The following is a 15,827-nucleotide window of genomic DNA, read 5'->3' on the forward strand; positions in this document are numbered from 1 at the left end:
CCCGGGCTGCGGACACCATCTCACCCCGGGTCTTCCCCCGAAAAAACCGAGAGGAAATCACATGAGAATGCGCAACGCGAAGGCGTTCGGATCCCTCGCGATGCTGGGCGCCACCGCGCTCATCGTCGCGGGCTGCACCGCCGGCAACACCACCGCCCCGACCGACGCGGCGACCGATTCGACGCAGCTTCCTTCGACGGACTGGGTGCGCGCCGACGCCTCCGAGGTGCAGGACGGCGGCAGCGTCACGCTCGCCGTGAGCGCCCTGCCGGTGAACTTCAACATCTACCAGATCGACGGCAACGACTCCGACACCAACGACATCGTCGAGACGACGCTCGGCGGCCCCATCAAGATCGACGAATCCGGCAGTCCCGTCCTCAACGAGGACTACGCGTCATCCGCGGAGATCACGAGCGAGGACCCGCAGGTCGTGGAGGTCCGACTCAACCCCGAGGCGGTCTGGGAGGACGGCACACCCATCACCGTCGCCGACTACGTCGCGACCTGGCAGGCCAACAACGGCTCGAACGCGGAGTTCATCAACGTCTCCACCGCAGGGTGGGACCAGATCGAGTCGATCGAGGAGGGCGATGACGAATACCACGTCGTCGTGACCTTCTCATCGGTCTATGCCGACTGGCAGAGTCTGTTCACGAGCGTCCTCAAGGAGAGCGTCGCGAGCGATCCGGCGGCGTTCAACGAGGGCTTCCTCACCTCCGCCATGCCTTCCTCGGGGCCCTTCGTCATCACGAACGTGGACACGACGGGCCAGATCGTCACCGCCGAGCGCAACCCGCTGTGGTGGGGCGAGACACCCAAGCTCGACCGCATCCTGTTCCAGGCCGTGAGCCAGGATCAGCAGGGCTCGTCGTTCGCCAACGGCGAGATCGACGCCCTGTACATCTCCTCCAACGCCGACCTCTACGAGACGGCCCAGGGCGTCGACGGGGCCGACATCCAGGCGACGAACGGTCTCACGTGGACCCACGTGACCATGAACGCCTCGGACGGTCCGCTCGCCGACGTCAACGTCCGCAAGGCCGTCGCCTCGATCGTGAACCGCGAGCAGATCGCCGCCGCGGCCAACACGCCCGTCGGGGTGCCGGCCGTCACGCAGGGCGACTACATCTTCATGGCGGGCCAGGAGGGCTACGAGGATGCCGCGCTGCCCTACGATCCCGAAGCGGGCGCCGCCTTCCTCGAGGAGGCCGGCTACACGCAGGAGGGCGAGGAGTGGGTCAGGGACGGCGAGACGCTCGAGCTGACCGTCACCGTACCCGCCGACACCGCCACGAACATCCAGCGCGCCGAGCAGGTGCAGGCCGACCTCGGCGAGTTCGGCATCCCCGTCGAACTCGTCACGGTCCCCGTCGCCGGCTACTTCAGCGACTACGTCATCCCCGGCGACTTCGAGATGGTCTCCTTCTCGTGGGTGGGCACGGCGTTCCCGATCTCGACGGCGGAGCCGCTGTTCTCCCCGCTCGACTCGGAGCAGAACTTCACCGGCACGACGGAGGAGGCGCTCGGGGACCTGTGGGACCGGGCGAACAGCGAGCTCGATCCGCAGGCCCGCATCGAGATCGCGAACGAGATCAATGAGGCGATCTGGGACTACGTGCCGATGTTCCCGATCGCACCGCTGCCCGAGGTGTGGGCGGTCGCCGATGGTCTGGTCAACTACGGTGCGACGCAGTTCGAGACGATCGACTGGACCCTCGTGGGCTGGGCCGCCGAGTAATCCGCGGCATCCGCTCGTCGAACGGGGCGGGATCCTTCACCGGGTCCCGCCCCGTTCGACGTCTTCCCGGTCCTCGGCAGCCTCTCGGGAGGCCTGCGGTAGTCTGGAACGGCCGGAATTCCGGACATCTCCCTCCACGCAAGGACCACCGTCATGGCGCGCGCCCTCCGATCCGACCTCCGCAACGTTGCGATCGTCGCCCACGTCGACCACGGCAAGACGACCCTCGTCGACGCCATGCTCCGCCAGACGGGCTCCTTCGGCGAGCACTCGCACGTCGAAGAGCGCGCGATGGACTCGAACGACCTCGAGCGGGAGAAGGGCATCACGATCCTCGCCAAGAACACGGCGATCACGTACAACGGCGCACACACCGAGTCGCCCGTGACGATCAACGTCATCGACACCCCGGGCCACGCCGACTTCGGCGGCGAGGTCGAGCGCGGCCTGTCGATGGTCGACGGTGTCGTGCTGCTGGTGGATGCCTCGGAGGGCCCCCTGCCGCAGACCCGCTTCGTGCTGCGCAAGGCGCTCGAGGCGAAGCTCCCCGTCATCCTGCTGGTGAACAAGACCGACCGCCCCGACGCGCGCATCGTCGAGGTCGAGGAGGAGAGCCACGACCTGCTGCTGGGCCTCGCCTCCGACCTCGTCGACGACGTGCCCGACCTCGATGTCGACGCGCTGCTCGACGTGCCGGTCGTCTACGCCTCGGGTCGCGCGGGCGCGGCCTCGCGCAACCGCCCCGACAACGGCGCCCTTCCCGACAACGACGACCTCGAGCCCCTCTTCGAGGCGATCCTCGAGCACGTGCCCGCGCCCTCCTACGACGACGAGGCGCCCCTGCAGGCGTGGGTCACGAACCTCGACTCCAGCCCGTTCCTCGGCCGCCTCGCCCTCCTCCGGGTCTTCAACGGCACGCTCAAGAAGGGGCAGACGGTCGCGTGGGTGCGCTCCGATGGCACCACGAGCAACGCCCGCATCACCGAGCTGCTCAAGACGCGGGCGCTCGAGCGCTACCCCGCGGATGACGCGGGTCCGGGAGACATCGTCGCCATCGCGGGCTTCGAGGACATCACGATCGGCGAGACGATCGCCGACCCCGAGGACGTCCGTCCTCTCCCCGCCATCACGGTCGACGATCCCGCCATCTCGATGACGATCGGCACCAACACGTCGCCCCTCGTCGGCAAGGTCAAGGGCCACAAGCTCACCGCGCGCATGGTCAAGGACCGCCTCGACCGCGAGCTGATCGGCAACGTCTCGCTCAAGGTCGTCGACATCGGACGCCCGGACACATGGGAGGTGCAGGGTCGCGGTGAGCTGGCCCTCGCGATCCTGGTCGAGAACATGCGTCGTGAGGGATTCGAGCTGACGGTCGGCAAGCCGCAGGTCGTCACCAAGCAGATCGACGGCAAGACGTACGAGCCCTTCGAGCACCTGACGATCGACGCCCCGGAGGAGTACCTCGGCGCGATCACGCAGCTGCTCGCCGCGCGCAAGGGTCGCATGGACAACATGACCAACCACGGCACCGGCTGGGTGCGGATGGAGTTCGTCGTCCCCTCGCGCGGTCTGATCGGCTTCCGCACCGAGTTCCTGACGACGACCCGCGGCACCGGAATCGCGAACGCGATCTCGCACGGCTACGAGCCCTGGGCAGGTCCCATCGTCACGCGCCAGAACGGCTCGATCGTCGCCGACCGCTCGGGAGTCGTCACGCCCTTCGCGATCATCGGCCTGCAGGAGCGCATGTCGTTCTTCGTGCAGCCGACGCAGGAGGTCTACGAGGGCATGGTCATCGGCGAGAACTCGCGCGCCGACGACATGGACGTCAACATCACGAAGGAGAAGAAGCTCACGAACATGCGAGCTTCGACCTCCGACTCCTTCGAATCGATGACCCCGCCGCGCCAGCTCTCGCTCGAGGAGAGCCTCGAGTTCGCGCGCGAGGACGAGTGCGTCGAGGTCACGCCCGAGATCGTCCGCATCCGCAAGGTCAACCTGGACGCGAACGAGCGCGCCCGCGCGACGGCCCGCCTCAAGCGCCAGGGCTGAGCGCCGCCGCGCCCGTCAGGGCGCCTCGAGCACCAGCTCTTCGAGGTCCTCGAGCAGGTGGGCGGGCAGATCGCCGTCCTCGCCCGTCGCGTTGAGCAGGATCGCCACGGCGGTCTCGCTCTCCGCGTGGTACATCGCGAGGGCCTGGTAGCCGAGGCCGTTGCCGGTGTGCCCGATCCAGTCGCCGATGCGTCCGATCCCGAGGCCGTACTCGTCGTACTCGGGGCTCTGCGGATCGGATGCCGTGGGCCCGAACGCCGAGAGGCGGGTCTCGAACGTCTCGTCCTCCAGCAGCGCGCCCGTCCCGAGCGCCTGCGCCCACACGGCGAGGTCGCCGGCCGTGCCGAACAGTCCGCCCGCGGCCGAGAACGCGCTCGCACGGACGGCGGGGAGCGGCTCGGCCGCGCCGTCCGTGAGCTGGAACGGTGTGGCCGCGGCATCCGGTGCAGCGCCGTCGCCGGGGTAGACGACGCTCTCGAGCCCGAGGGGCTCGGTCACGAGCTCCGCGACCGCCTGCGACCACGTGTCCATCGAAGCGTCGGCGACGAGCTCGCCGACGAGCAGCGTGTTCGTGTTGGAGTACTCGTACGACGTGCCGGGCGCGAACGACTCGGGAAGGCCCCGCACGAGGTCGAAGAGGTCGTCGTCCTCCCAGGCTCGCTCGGGGTCCGCGGTGATCTCCTCGATGAGACCGGGCTGCGCGGAGTAGTTCGGCGTCCCCGCCGTCATGGCCGCGAGCTCCCACGGCGTCGCGTCGGCGGGCGACACGCCCTCCTCAGGGGCGGTCGTGGGAACGATGAGGTCGACCAGGCCCTCCTCGGCAAGGCGGAGCAGCACCGTCACGACGAACGACTTCGTGACGCTCCGGTAGCCGAAGACCGTCTCCTCCGTGATGGGGGTGCCCTCGTCGTCGGCGTCTCCGTGCACGATGACCTCGGTGTCCTCGCCCCGCCGGATCGCGAGCGCGCCTCCCGGCACGCCCCGGGCGTCGATCAGCCCGGCGAACGCCTCCTCGAGGGTCGGCGGCTCGGTGGGCGCGGGTACGGGGGGTTCCGGTTCCGCGGTGCAGCCGGCCATCGCGGCCATCGCGGCGAGCGCGGCGACGGCCGCGCCGATGCGGAGGGATCGGGAGGGAACCGGCATGGCCCCAGCGTAACGCGGCCGGTCCACGGGACTTCGGGTGGCCGGCGGGTGCGGCGGTGCGGGCCCGGTACGCTCGAACGAGTGAGCCCCGCCGACACCTCCCCCGTGGGCGCCGCGGACCCCCACGCGCGGCGGGCGTGGCGCCAGGCCCTGAGCGTCGCCCTGGCGACGAGCGCGTACGGCGTCTCGTTCGGGGCGCTGGCCGTGGCATCCGGCCTCGACGTCTGGCAGACGTGCGTGCTGAGCCTGCTGATGTTCACGGGCGGATCGCAGTACGCGTTCGTCGGCGTGATCGGCGCGGGCGGCATCGCCGCAGCACCCGCCGCGATCGCCTCGGCGGGGCTGCTCGGCGTGCGCAACGTGGCCTACGGCATGCGGATGTCTCCCGTCATCGGTCCCGGCGCCCTGCGACGCGCGGCCGCGGCCCACGTCACGATCGACGAGTCGACGGCCGTCTCGCTCGCCCAGACCACGCCCCGCGCCCGCACCCTGGGCTTCTGGCTCACGGGCTTCGCCATCTACATCGGGTGGAACCTGACGACCCTCGTGGGGGCGCTTCTCGGCGACGTGCTCGGCGATCCGCGCGCGTGGGGCCTGGATGCCGCGGCGGCCGCCGCCTTCCTGGCGCTGCTGTGGCCCCGCCTGCGCGGACGGCAGGCGATCGCGGTCGGCGCCGCCGCGGCGGTCGTGGCGACCGTGCTGACCCCTGGGCTCATGCCGGGCCTGCCCGTGCTCATCGCGGCCGTCGTGGCGATCGCGGTGGGCTGGGCGAACTGGCTCGGCGACGCAACGTCCCCGGGCGAGCCCGAAGACGTTCCCGAGCGGGAGGGTCTGCCGTGACGCTGTGGACCGCCGTGCTGCTCGCCTCCGTCATCTGCGTCGCCCTCAAGGCGGTCGGCTACCTCCTGCCGACCTCGTGGGTGGAGGCGCCTCGGCCCGCGCGCATCGCCGACCTGCTCACGGTGGCGCTGCTGTCCGCGCTCGTGGCCGTCCAGACGCTCGGGGCGGGGCAGGCGATCGCGGTGGATGCCCGGGTCCCCGCCCTCTTCGTCGCGGCCGGTCTGCTCATGATCCGCGCGCCTTTCCTCGTCGTCGTCGCTGCCGCGGCCGTGACGGCGGCGCTCCTGCGCCTGGCCGGGTGGGCGGCGTGAGCGGCGTAGGCTCGGGGGCGTGAAGCCCTCCCTCCCCGCACGCCTGGGCATGTGGGCGATCGCCGCCGTCGCAGGGGCGGTCTACGGGGTCGTCGGAACGGTCGCGCACGCGTCGACCCTCGGCATCCTGCCGGTGGGGCTCGTGCTTTCGCTGATCGGCGCCGGATCGCTCGTGCTCGCGGTGCGCCTGCTCACCGACCGCCGCGCCGCGATCGCGACGACCGCGGGCATGACGCTGGCGATCGTCGTCTTCTCGGGGGAGGGGCCGGGAGGCTCGGTCATCGCGCCCGCCGGTCTTCCCGCCACGATCTGGACCATCCTGTGCCCGCTCGTCGCGGTGATGGTCGTGGCCTTTCCGCAGCTGCCCTCCGCCGCCCCGCGCTCGACCCCCTCGTCCTGACTCGCGATTGCCCTGTGTGTCGTCGCGGGGCGACTGCTGCGGCTGGGCACGTAGACTGCTCGTGTGACGTATGTGATCGCCCTCCCCTGTGTCGATGTGAAAGACCGGGCCTGCATCGACGAGTGTCCCGTCGACTGCATCTACGAGGGTGAACGCTCGCTGTACATCCACCCCGACGAGTGCGTCGACTGCGGCGCGTGCGAGCCGGTGTGCCCCGTCGAGGCGATCTACTACGAGGACGATCTGCCCGACGAGTGGTCCGACTACTACAAGGCCAACGTCGAGTTCTTCGACGACGTGGGCTCGCCGGGCGGCGCCGCGAAGGTCGGCGTGATCCACAAGGACCACCCGGTGATCGAGGCGCTGCCGCCGCAGGAACACTGACCGTGGGGGTCACCGGCCTTCCCGACTACCCGTGGGAGCAGGTCGCGCCCTACGCAGAGAGGGCGCGCGCGCACGCCGGCGGCATCGTCGACCTCTCGATCGGCTCGCCGGTCGACCCGACGCCTGCGCTCATCCGCCGTGCGCTCGCCGAGGCGACCGACGCCCACGCCTATCCGCAGACGATCGGCACGACGCCCCTTCGGGAGGCGATCGCCGCGTGGTTCTCCCGCCGCCGAGCCGTACCCGGTCTCGAAGCGCGTCACGTGCTGCCGACGATCGGCTCCAAGGAGCTCGTGGCGCTGCTGCCGCTGCTGCTGGGCGTGGGCGAGGGTGACGTCGTCGTGCACCCCCGCGCCGCCTACCCCACCTACGAGATCGGCGCGCGCGTCGCGGGCGCCGTGGCCGTTGCCGAGGACGACCCCGCGCGCTGGCCGGCGAACACGCGCCTCGTGTGGCTGAACTCCCCGGGCAACCCCGACGGGCGCGTGCTGGGCACCGGCGAGCTGCGGGCCGCCGTACGGCGCGCACGCGAGCTCGGTGCGGTCGTCGCGAGCGACGAGTGCTATGCCGAGCTCGGGTGGGACGGGCCGTGGGCGAGCGAGCCGGTTCCGAGCGTGCTCGACCCGCGGGTGACCGGCGGAGAACTCGGCGGCCTGCTGGCGGTGTACTCGCTCAGCAAGCAGTCGAACCTCGCGGGCTATCGTGCCGCGTTCCTCGCCGGCGACGCCGACCTCGTCGCGACGATGGCGAACGTCCGCAAGCATCTGGGGCTCATGCTTCCCGCGCCGGTGCAGCACGCGATGACCGTCGCGCTCGGCGACGACGACCACGTCGCGCAGCAGAAGGAGCTGTACCGCGCCCGGCGCGACGCGCTGCGCCCCGCGGTCGAGGCCGCCGGATTCCGCATCGATCGCAGCGAGGCGGGGCTCTACCTCTGGGCCACCGAGGGCCGCGACGCGTGGGACAGCATGGCGCGCCTCGCCGATCTCGGCATCCTCGCGGGCCCCGGTCACTTCTACGGAGAGCACCACCCGCAGCACGTCCGGCTGTCGCTGACCGCCACCGACGAGCGGGTCGCGGCGGCGGCGCAGCGCCTGCGCGCGGCCGTTTCGTAGATATCCACCATCGATCGGTCGCAGGCTTGGCGGGTGCGTGAGTAGGCCGATCCTGAGGATAGGCTGTAGGAGCGCGGATGTCGCGGGGCCACCACCTGCAGCATCCGGACCCGAAGCCTGGGCGCACGATCGCCGGGTGCGGAGGGTCGGCCGCCCGTCCCGCGGCGGTGACACCCCGACGACGACAAATCGCAAGGAGGCGCCGTGAGCGATGCGGTCTCGCAGCCCGAGAAGGCAACCCTGACCCTCGGCGGCAAAACCGCCGAGTTCCCGGTGCTCCAGGGCACAGACGGCGTCCCGAGCGTCGACATCTCGACCTTCACGAAGCAGACCGGTCACACGACCCTGGACTACGGCTTCGTCAACACCTCGGCGACGAAGTCCGCCGTCACGTTCATCGACGGCGACCAGGGCATCCTGCGCTACCGCGGATACCCGATCGAGCAGTTGGCGACGCATTCGAGCTACCTCGAGGTGGCGTGGCTGCTCATCTACGGGGAACTCCCGACCGCCGACGAGCTGGCCGCGTTCGATGACCGCATCCGCCATCACACGCTGCTGCACGAAGACCTCAAGCGCTTCTTCTCGGCGCTGCCGCTGACCGCCCACCCCATGTCGGTGCTGTCGGCCGCGACCGCCGCGCTCTCGACCTACTACGAGGGCGAGTCCGACCCCAACAACCCCGAGCACGTCGAACTCAACACGATCCGGCTGCTCGCGAAGCTCCCCGTCATCGCCGCGTACGCGCATAAGAAGAGCGTCGGGCAGGCCTTCCTCTACCCCGACAACTCGCTGAGCTTCGTCGACAACTTCCTCAAGCTCAACTTCGGTGTGCTGAGCGAGATCTACGACGTCAACCCCGTCATGACGCGGGCGCTCGAGCGTCTGCTCATCCTGCACGAGGACCACGAGCAGAACGCCTCGACGTCGACCGTCCGGCTCGTCGGCTCGACGGGGGCGAACCAGTTCTCCTCCATCTCGGCGGGCATCAACGCGCTCTACGGGCCCCTCCACGGCGGCGCCAACGAGGCGGTGCTCGCCATGCTGGCGCGCATCCGCGACTCCGGCGAAAGCGTCGAGCGCTTCGTGGAGCGCGTCAAGAACAAGGAGGACGGTGTCAAGCTCATGGGCTTCGGGCACCGCGTCTACAAGAACTACGATCCTCGCGCCAAGCTCGTCAAGGAGTCGGCCGACGAGGTGCTCGAGGCGCTCGGTGTGAGCGATCCGCTGCTCGACCTCGCGAAGCAGCTCGAGGAGATCGCCCTCAGCGACGACTACTTCAAGGAGCGTCGTCTGTACCCCAACGTCGACTTTTACACCGGCGTCATCTACAAGGCGATGGGCTTCCCGACCCGCATGTTCACGGTGCTGTTCGCGATCGGCCGGCTGCCCGGCTGGCTCGCGCACTGGCGTGAGATGCAGCAGGATCCGCAGACCAAGATCGGCCGCCCGCAGCAGCTCTACACGGGGGCGACCGAGCGCCAGTACCCGGGCACCTGAGCCCACGGACGATACGAGAGGGGATGCCGGCGCGGCATCCCCTCTTCGCCTTCCTGATGCGTGCACGGGCTTTCGTCGTCGTGCGACGCACGCGCCATCCCGACGCTCCGGTGCCGTGCACCCGCTTCGGTGCCGTGCAGCGTCTTGGGTGCCGTGCAGTGTTCTCGCGTCGTCTGAGCGAGCGCGGCTCCGTCGATCTTGACCGCGCGCACGTTTCGCGGTCGCGTCAGAACGGTGGTGGTTCGCCGTGCGCGTTCGCATGATGATCGTCGGGGGTGAATCGCACGTGTGGTGGTGTGGGTGGTTGGTCGGTGTAGGTGAGTCCGCCGGGTGAGGTCCATTCGAGCACGCCGCCGTCGTGTTGGGTGACTTTCCATGCCGTTTCGCCCTTCAACGTGTGGTGTCTTCGGCACAGGTGGGCGAGGTTTCCGGTGTGGGTTTTCCCGCCGTGGGCGTAGTCGATCGAGTGGTCGAGGTCGCATCGGTGTGCGGGCTGTCGGCAGCCGGGGAAGCGGCAGTGTCGGTCGCGGGCGCGGAGGTATCGTTTCATCTCCGCCGAGGGGGTGTATCGGTCGACGGCGAGGACGCTTCCGGTGATGGGGTCGGTGAGGATTCGGTCCCATCCGGGTGCCCGTGCGGCCAGTTCGCGGGCGGTGTCGGCGTCGATGGGTGTCTTTCCGACGAGTTGTCCGGGTTCGGTGGTGAGGCCGGCGAGGGTGAGGGCGGGGACGGTGACGTTGACGATCGCGGTGATCGCGCCGAGCCCGCCGTATCCGTCGGTCAGTCCTTCCCCGGTTTCGACGTTGGGGGTGGAGGTGAGGAGCATGTCGGCGGCGAGGTCGGCGCGGATCTGATCGAGGGTGCGGGTGTCGGTGGGGTCGAGGTTCTTCACCGCTCGGGCTTGTTGGGTGAGCCGGTCGTGGATCCCGTCGATGAGCACGGCCGGCTGCACGATCGTGACGGATCCCATCCCGTCGTCGAGCATGGTCGTCCATACGCCTCGTCGTTCCCGGGCGGCCCGGTGCCGTTCTGTCAGCGACCCGGGTTGCATCTCTTCCGCCATCGGCGCCAGGGCCGCCCGTAACCGGCGCGGCGTCATGCGCTCGGCCTGCCGTACGGCTTCCGTCTCGAACGCCGCCCGCGCGACCGGGTCTGCCAGTGGTGTTCCGAGTTCGGTGATCACCCGCACATGGCGGGCGCCGATCCGTCCCTCGCCCCACGCGGTCATCGCCGCCGGGAACTCCCGCACCACGACGGCCGCTTCGCCCATCTGGCGTTGCACCGCCCCGTCGGGCTCCCGCGCCGCGACCGCCAGCTCCGCAGCCACCGCCCGCACCGGAAGTTCGGCGTCTTTCGCCGATGCCCGGGGCAGCGCCGCTACCCGCGACGCCGCCAGTTCGGCCGCCTCCGCCAGCACCCGTGCCACCGCGGCCTGAGCGACCGCTTCGGCCCGCCTTGCCGCGACGTAGCGTTCGGCGAGTTCCCGCGCGGCGAGATCCACGTCGTCGCCCCAGGGGGTGGGCGCCGACACCGGGTTCGAATGCATGTTCGAAACTATAGAACCAGCCTCCGACATTGCCCCGCGGCCGCTGCGCCCCAACGGGCCGGGGCCTCAGGCGTGCAGGGCCTCGTTCAGCGTCACCCCGACGCCCGAGCGACGCACGGCCTCCACGGCACCGGTCAGCGAGTTGCGCCGGAACAAGAGGCCGGACACGCCCGACAGCTCGGCGCCCTTCACCACGCGGGGGCTGCCGTCGGCGGTGGCAGGCTCGTCGGCGAGGAGGATCTTCGAGCCGGCCGTCACGTAGAGCCCGGCCTCCACGACGCAGTCGTCGCCGAGAGAGATGCCGATGCCGGCGTTCGCGCCGAGCAGCGTGCGAGCGCCGATCGAGACGCGATGCGTGCCCCCGCCCGAGAGCGTGCCCATGATCGAGGCGCCGCCGCCGATGTCGCTGCCGTCTCCGACGACGACGCCCTGCGAGATGCGCCCCTCCACCATCGACGCGCCGAGGGTTCCGGCGTTGAAGTTCACGAAGCCCTCGTGCATGACCGTCGTGCCGGGGGAGAGGTAGGCCCCGAGGCGCACGCGGGAGGCGTCGGCGATGCGCACCCCGGGCGGCGTGACGTAGTCGGTGAGGCGCGGGAACTTGTCCACGCCCTGGATCTGGATGCCGTCGCGCATCAGCAACGGTCGCAGGCGCGTCGCGTCATCCGGGTGCATGGGGCCCGCGTTCGTCCAGGCGACGTTCGGCAGGTGCCCGAAGACGCCCTCCAGGTTCACGTCGTTGGGCGTCACGAGCCGGTGCGAGAGCGCGTGGAGCCGAAGGTAGGCGTCGGACGTGGATGCCGGGGCCTCGTCGAGCGAGATCTCCACCGTCACCGCCTCGATCGACACCGCACGGCGGTCATCCGGCGCGGCGAGCCGGTCCAGCTCGTCGGAGACGATCGAGGCGTCGCGCCCCTGGGGCACGCGTCCGATGCGCGGACTGGGGAACCAGGTGTCGAGCACCGTCCCGTTCTCGGAGATCGTCGCGAGGCCTTCGCCCCACACGTGCCGTTCATCGCTCATACGTCAAGGCTAGCGGGGCGTCGCTTCTAGACTTGCCGCATGAGCCCGCTCGATCTGTCGCTGTCCTCGCTCGAGCTCACGCGGACGATCTGCAACATCCCGAGCGTCTCCGGAGACGAGACCACGCTCGCCGATGCGATCCACGACGCCGTCTCGGCCCTCGACCACCTCGACGTCTACCGCGACGGCGACACGATCGTGGCGCGCACGATGCTGGGCCGCGCCCAGCGGGTCGCGATCGCCGGACACATCGACACGGTCCCGATCAACCGCAACCTGCCCACGCGCGACATCGTCGAGGACGATGTGCCGATGCTGTGGGGGCGCGGCACGGTGGACATGAAGGCGGGCGTCGCGGTGCAGCTGCGTCTGGCCGCCGAGCTCGTCTCGCCCCGGGCCGACATCACCTGGATGTGGTACGACCACGAAGAGGTCGACGCCGACCTGAACGGGCTCACCCGGCTTGGCCGCACGCGCCCCGATCTGTTCGTGGCCGACTTCGCGATCCTCGGCGAGCCCTCCGGCGGCGAGGTGGAGGGCGGCTGCAACGGGAACCTGCGAGCCATCGCCCGCACGCACGGTGTGCGCGCGCACTCCGCCCGCTCCTGGATCGGGGAGAACGCGATCCACGCCGCCGCGCCGATCCTGGCGCGGCTCGCCGAGTACCGTCCGCAGACCATCACCGTGGACGGGCTGGACTACCGCGAAGGCCTGAACGCCGTGCGGATCGGCGGGGGTATCGCCGGCAACGTCATCCCAGACCTGTGCGAGGTGGAGGTGAACTTCCGCTTCGCCCCGAGCCGTACGCCCGAGCAGGCCGAGAAGCATCTGCGCGACGTGCTCGCCGGCTTCGATCTCGAGGTCGTGGACCGCGCCGCCGGCGCGCGGCCGGGCCTCGACGCGCCGCTCGCGCAGGAGTTCGTCTCCGCCGTGGGTGCCGTGCCGCGCCCCAAGTATGGCTGGACGGATGTCGCGCGGTTCTCGGCGCTGGGCGTGCCCGCCGTCAACTACGGTCCCGGCGACCCGCACCTCGCGCACCACGACGACGAGCGGGTCCCTGTCGCGCAGATCGAGGCCGTCGAGCGCGGCCTGCGGGCGTGGCTGAGCGCAGCCTGACCGACACGGGCGCGTCCGCGTCCGCGTCGGGGGCCACCCTCGCGCGACCCGCGGTCCGGGTCGCCATCGTCTACCTCGCCGCGCGGGTGCTCACGTCGGGCTTCCTGATCCTCGCCTCGATGCTCTCGCCCGAGGGCTCACGGTTCGGCAGGGGAGCGGACCTCGCGACCTACGTGCTCGCGTGGGACGCGCAGTGGTACTGGCTCATCGCCGTGGAGGGCTACCCGACCGATATCCCGCGCGACGACAACGGGGATGTCGTGCAGAACGCGTGGGCGTTCTTGCCCGTCTTCCCCGTCCTGGCCCGCCTCGTGGGAGCCCCCTTCGGCAGCTGGGCCGTTGGCGCCTTCCTCATCGCCCTCGTCGCGGGATATCTCTGCTGTCTCGTGCTGTACCGCATGTTCGCCGAGCGCCTGGGCGGCACCGCCGCGACCTGGTCGGTCGTGTTCGTCGCCGCGGGGCCGCTCGCGCTGCTGTTCCAGGTGGGATACGCGGAGTCGCTGTTCCTGCTGCTCATCCTCCTCGGCATCCGGCTGCTCGAGCGGCGCCGGTACCTCCCCCTCTATCCGGTCGTGCTCGCGATGGCATACGTGCGCCCGGGGGTGCTCGCCTTCGCCCTCCTGCTGGGTCTGGTCGGGCTCTGGCGGTGGTTCTCGCGTTCCCGCGAGCCCGTCTCCGCGGGGGAGATCGCGCACATCCTGGGCGTGGGGGCGCTCGCGACGGGGGCGGGTCTGTCCTGGCCCGTCATCGCCGGTGCGGTCACGGGGGATCCCACCGGGTACCTGGAGACGGAGCTGTCGTGGCGGCGCCTGTGGGTGGGGGATGCCGGCGCCTTCGTGCCGTTCGAGGGCTGGATCCAGGCCGCGCAGTTCTGGTTCGGCGCGACGTGGCGGGTGGGCGAGATATGGGGCTACGTGGCCCTGGCGGCGATCGTCGTCGGAAGCGCCGCGCTGCTCCTGTTCGAACCGCACGTGCGTCGTCTCGGCGTCGTGCCGCGCCTGTGGGCCGCGTCCTACCTCCTCTACCTCTTCGCCGTGTTCTTCCCACAGTCGAGCGTGTTCCGGCTGCTCTTCCCGCTGGCCCCGCTCTTCGGCGCGCTCGCCGTGCCTCGCAGCACCGCGTGGCGTCTCGCCGTACTCGGCGCCTGTCTCCTCGGGCAGTGGTGGTGGATCTGGAACATGTACGGAATCGGGAGCAACTTCTGGCAGATTCCCTGACGGCGGTATACCGGTGGGAGGGCAGGATAAACTAAGTCAGCTAGATTTCGCGACGAAAGGGGCCCGAGATGGCAGCCATGAAGCCGAGGACCGGCGACGGACCGATGGAGGCCGTGAAGGAGGGGCGCCTCATCATCGTGCGCGTGCCGCTGGAAGGGGGCGGCCGCCTGGTCGTCTCGGTCAACGACGCCGAGGCCAAGGAGCTTCACGACGTGCTCTCAGGAGTGGTGGGCCCGGCCTAGGGTTTCACGACAGGCATAAGGGCCGGTTACGCCAGTGGCGGACCGGCCCTTCTCTGTGGAGAGTGCGGCGGGCTCCTACTCCGTGAGCTTCGTCAGCTGCAGCAGGCCGTCGCCCACGATGGACAGCGCCGGCAGCACCGCCTGCGAGCCCTGCGTCTCCTGGATGAGCGAACGGAACGCCGTCGTGACGGCGTCGCGCTGCACCGGGTCGGCCACACGACCCCCGTGCAGGACGCGGGGCACGAGCACCGTCCCGCCCACGCGCACGAGCCGCAGGCCGTGCTCGACGTACTCGAGCACGCGCTCCGTGTCGGCGTCGATCATGACGATGTCGTATGCCGACTCATTCATGCGCGGCAGCACATCGGCGGCGCGACCCGTGATGAATCGCGCCCGCGCCGACGGGATCTTCGCGTCCTGGAACGACGAGCGCGCCGCGGCGAGGTGCTCGGGTTCGGCATCGATCGTCGTGAGGATGCCGCGCGGTGCGCCGTGCAGGAGCCACAGGCCCGAGACCCCGGCGCCCGTGCCGATCTCGACGAGATTCAGCGAGCCGCTCGCGGCGGCCAGTACCGCCGCCTGCGCTCCGACGGCGGCATCGACGGGCGTGATGCCGAGTTCGAGCGATGCGGCGCGGGCGCGCGCGATCGTGTCGGGCTCGACGACCTGTTCGGTCGCGTACCGCCAGTTCGCTTCCTGTCCGCTCACGCATGCCTCCGACCCATAGCGTAGGGCCCGATCCGTGCCCGCGGCCGGAGGCGCGGCGGTACCCTGAGGAGATGTTCTTCGGCCTGACGATCGAGAAGCTCTTGCTGATCGGCGTCCTCGCCGCGCTCATCATCGGGCCCGAGCGGCTTCCCCGGTACGCCGAGGGTCTGGCGCACCTCCTCGGGCGCCTGCGGGAGTTCCTGCGGGGCGCGAAGACGCGTGTCCGCGACGAGATGGGCTCCGATTTCGATGACGTGGACTGGCGCAAGCTCGACCCGCGCCAGTACGATCCCCGGCGCATCATCCGCGAGGCGCTGCTGGATGACCCGCCGATCCCCGCGGTCAAGCCCGTGTCCGCCAACCCCGCTGCGGCGGTCGCGCCCGTCGCTCCGGTGGCCGCGGTGCGAGCCCAGGCGCAGCCCGCGCGTGAGCCGGGAACCCCGCCGCCGTTCGACAGCGAGGCCACCTGACCGCGCGACGCGCTCA

Annotated in this window: 16 protein-coding genes; 12 read left to right on the top strand and 4 right to left on the bottom strand. The window is 70.4% G+C overall.

What is annotated here, in order from left to right; all coding sequences use genetic code 11:
- Positions 1-61 precede the first annotated feature (61 nt).
- Together RYJ27_RS03505 and typA are read left to right on the top strand one after the other, a co-directional pair.
- A complete protein-coding gene (locus RYJ27_RS03505; RefSeq protein WP_330171368.1) occupies positions 62-1,741 on the top strand; it encodes an ABC transporter family substrate-binding protein in 1,680 nt (559 codons plus the stop codon).
- 153 nt (positions 1,742-1,894) lie between these two features.
- Positions 1,895-3,796: a translational GTPase TypA gene (gene typA, locus RYJ27_RS03510; protein ID WP_330171369.1), complete on the top strand. Its 1,902-nt coding sequence runs from the start codon at positions 1,895-1,897 to the stop codon at positions 3,794-3,796.
- 15 nt (positions 3,797-3,811) lie between these two features.
- Here typA and RYJ27_RS03515 read toward each other — a convergent pair whose 3' ends face one another.
- Entirely contained in the window at positions 3,812-4,939 is a 1,128-nt protein-coding gene (locus RYJ27_RS03515) for a serine hydrolase domain-containing protein (RefSeq protein WP_330171370.1), read from the bottom strand.
- An 81-nt stretch (positions 4,940-5,020) separates the two neighbouring features.
- On the opposite strand from RYJ27_RS03515, the gene RYJ27_RS03520 reads away from it, so the two are divergent.
- The 6 genes from RYJ27_RS03520 to RYJ27_RS03545 all read left to right on the top strand — a co-directional run bounded on the left by RYJ27_RS03520 (position 5,021) and on the right by RYJ27_RS03545 (position 9,489).
- Positions 5,021-5,779, top strand: a complete 759-nt coding sequence (locus RYJ27_RS03520; RefSeq protein WP_330171371.1) for an AzlC family ABC transporter permease — start codon at positions 5,021-5,023, stop codon at positions 5,777-5,779.
- Entirely contained in the window at positions 5,776-6,090 is a 315-nt protein-coding gene (locus RYJ27_RS03525; RefSeq protein WP_330171372.1) for an AzlD domain-containing protein, read from the top strand. The genes RYJ27_RS03520 and RYJ27_RS03525 overlap by 4 nt, the downstream gene beginning before the upstream one ends.
- A 19-nt stretch (positions 6,091-6,109) precedes the next feature.
- On the top strand, positions 6,110-6,490 hold the full coding sequence (locus RYJ27_RS03530; protein ID WP_330171373.1) for a DUF6113 family protein: 381 nt from the start codon (positions 6,110-6,112) through the stop codon (positions 6,488-6,490).
- Positions 6,491-6,553: 63 nt separating this feature from the next.
- On the top strand, positions 6,554-6,874 hold the full coding sequence (gene fdxA, locus RYJ27_RS03535; RefSeq protein WP_330171374.1) for a ferredoxin: 321 nt from the start codon (positions 6,554-6,556) through the stop codon (positions 6,872-6,874).
- A 2-nt stretch (positions 6,875-6,876) separates the two neighbouring features.
- Positions 6,877-7,989: a succinyldiaminopimelate transaminase gene (gene dapC / locus RYJ27_RS03540; protein WP_330171375.1), complete on the top strand. Its 1,113-nt coding sequence runs from the start codon at positions 6,877-6,879 to the stop codon at positions 7,987-7,989.
- A 204-nt stretch (positions 7,990-8,193) separates the two neighbouring features.
- Positions 8,194-9,489, top strand: a complete 1,296-nt coding sequence (locus RYJ27_RS03545) for a citrate synthase (RefSeq protein ID WP_330171376.1) — start codon at positions 8,194-8,196, stop codon at positions 9,487-9,489.
- 226 nt (positions 9,490-9,715) lie between these two features.
- On the opposite strand, the gene RYJ27_RS03550 is transcribed toward RYJ27_RS03545, so the two are convergent.
- Positions 9,716-11,035: an HNH endonuclease signature motif containing protein gene (locus tag RYJ27_RS03550; RefSeq protein ID WP_330171377.1), complete on the bottom strand. Its 1,320-nt coding sequence runs from the start codon at positions 11,033-11,035 to the stop codon at positions 9,716-9,718.
- 66 nt (positions 11,036-11,101) lie between these two features.
- The gene (gene dapD, locus RYJ27_RS03555; RefSeq protein WP_330171378.1) at positions 11,102-12,058 is read right to left on the bottom strand and encodes a 2,3,4,5-tetrahydropyridine-2,6-dicarboxylate N-succinyltransferase; all 957 of its coding nucleotides are present in this window, start codon (positions 12,056-12,058) and stop codon (positions 11,102-11,104) included.
- Between the two features lie 39 nt (positions 12,059-12,097).
- Here dapD and dapE point away from each other — a divergent pair, with 39 nt between their 5' ends.
- The 3 genes from dapE to RYJ27_RS03570 all read left to right on the top strand — a co-directional run bounded on the left by dapE (position 12,098) and on the right by RYJ27_RS03570 (position 14,633).
- A complete protein-coding gene (gene dapE / locus RYJ27_RS03560) occupies positions 12,098-13,174 on the top strand; it encodes a succinyl-diaminopimelate desuccinylase (protein ID WP_330171379.1) in 1,077 nt (358 codons plus the stop codon).
- Positions 13,156-14,391, top strand: coding sequence for a hypothetical protein (locus tag RYJ27_RS03565; protein WP_330171380.1), 1,236 nt, complete (start codon positions 13,156-13,158; stop codon positions 14,389-14,391). Before dapE ends, RYJ27_RS03565 begins: the two co-directional genes overlap by 19 nt.
- Before the next feature lie 68 nt (positions 14,392-14,459).
- A complete protein-coding gene (locus RYJ27_RS03570) occupies positions 14,460-14,633 on the top strand; it encodes a DUF3117 domain-containing protein (protein WP_330171381.1) in 174 nt (57 codons plus the stop codon).
- Between the two features lie 75 nt (positions 14,634-14,708).
- Here the strand turns inward: RYJ27_RS03570 and RYJ27_RS03575 are convergent, their stop codons facing one another.
- Positions 14,709-15,341, bottom strand: a complete 633-nt coding sequence (locus RYJ27_RS03575) for an O-methyltransferase (RefSeq protein WP_330171382.1) — start codon at positions 15,339-15,341, stop codon at positions 14,709-14,711.
- A gap of 71 nt (positions 15,342-15,412) precedes the next feature.
- On the opposite strand from RYJ27_RS03575, the gene RYJ27_RS03580 reads away from it, so the two are divergent.
- Entirely contained in the window at positions 15,413-15,811 is a 399-nt protein-coding gene (locus RYJ27_RS03580) for a twin-arginine translocase TatA/TatE family subunit (protein WP_330171383.1), read from the top strand.
- Positions 15,812-15,827 lie beyond the last annotated feature (16 nt).

Source organism: Microbacterium limosum, assembly GCF_036324365.1.
GTDB classification, from domain to species: Bacteria; Actinomycetota; Actinomycetes; order Actinomycetales; family Microbacteriaceae; genus Microbacterium; species Microbacterium limosum.

Coding starts and splice junctions, on each gene's coding strand:
- RYJ27_RS03570 (WP_330171381.1), top strand. CDS start 14,460: ATGGCAGCCATGAAGCCGAGGACCGGCGACGGACCGATGGAGGCCGTG.
- RYJ27_RS03550 (WP_330171377.1), bottom strand. CDS start 11,035: ATGCATTCGAACCCGGTGTCGGCGCCCACCCCCTGGGGCGACGACGTG.
- dapE (WP_330171379.1), top strand. CDS start 12,098: ATGAGCCCGCTCGATCTGTCGCTGTCCTCGCTCGAGCTCACGCGGACG.
- dapD (WP_330171378.1), bottom strand. CDS start 12,058: ATGAGCGATGAACGGCACGTGTGGGGCGAAGGCCTCGCGACGATCTCC.
- typA (WP_330171369.1), top strand. CDS start 1,895: ATGGCGCGCGCCCTCCGATCCGACCTCCGCAACGTTGCGATCGTCGCC.
- RYJ27_RS03505 (WP_330171368.1), top strand. CDS start 62: ATGAGAATGCGCAACGCGAAGGCGTTCGGATCCCTCGCGATGCTGGGC.
- RYJ27_RS03580 (WP_330171383.1), top strand. CDS start 15,413: ATGTTCTTCGGCCTGACGATCGAGAAGCTCTTGCTGATCGGCGTCCTC.
- RYJ27_RS03515 (WP_330171370.1), bottom strand. CDS start 4,939: ATGCCGGTTCCCTCCCGATCCCTCCGCATCGGCGCGGCCGTCGCCGCG.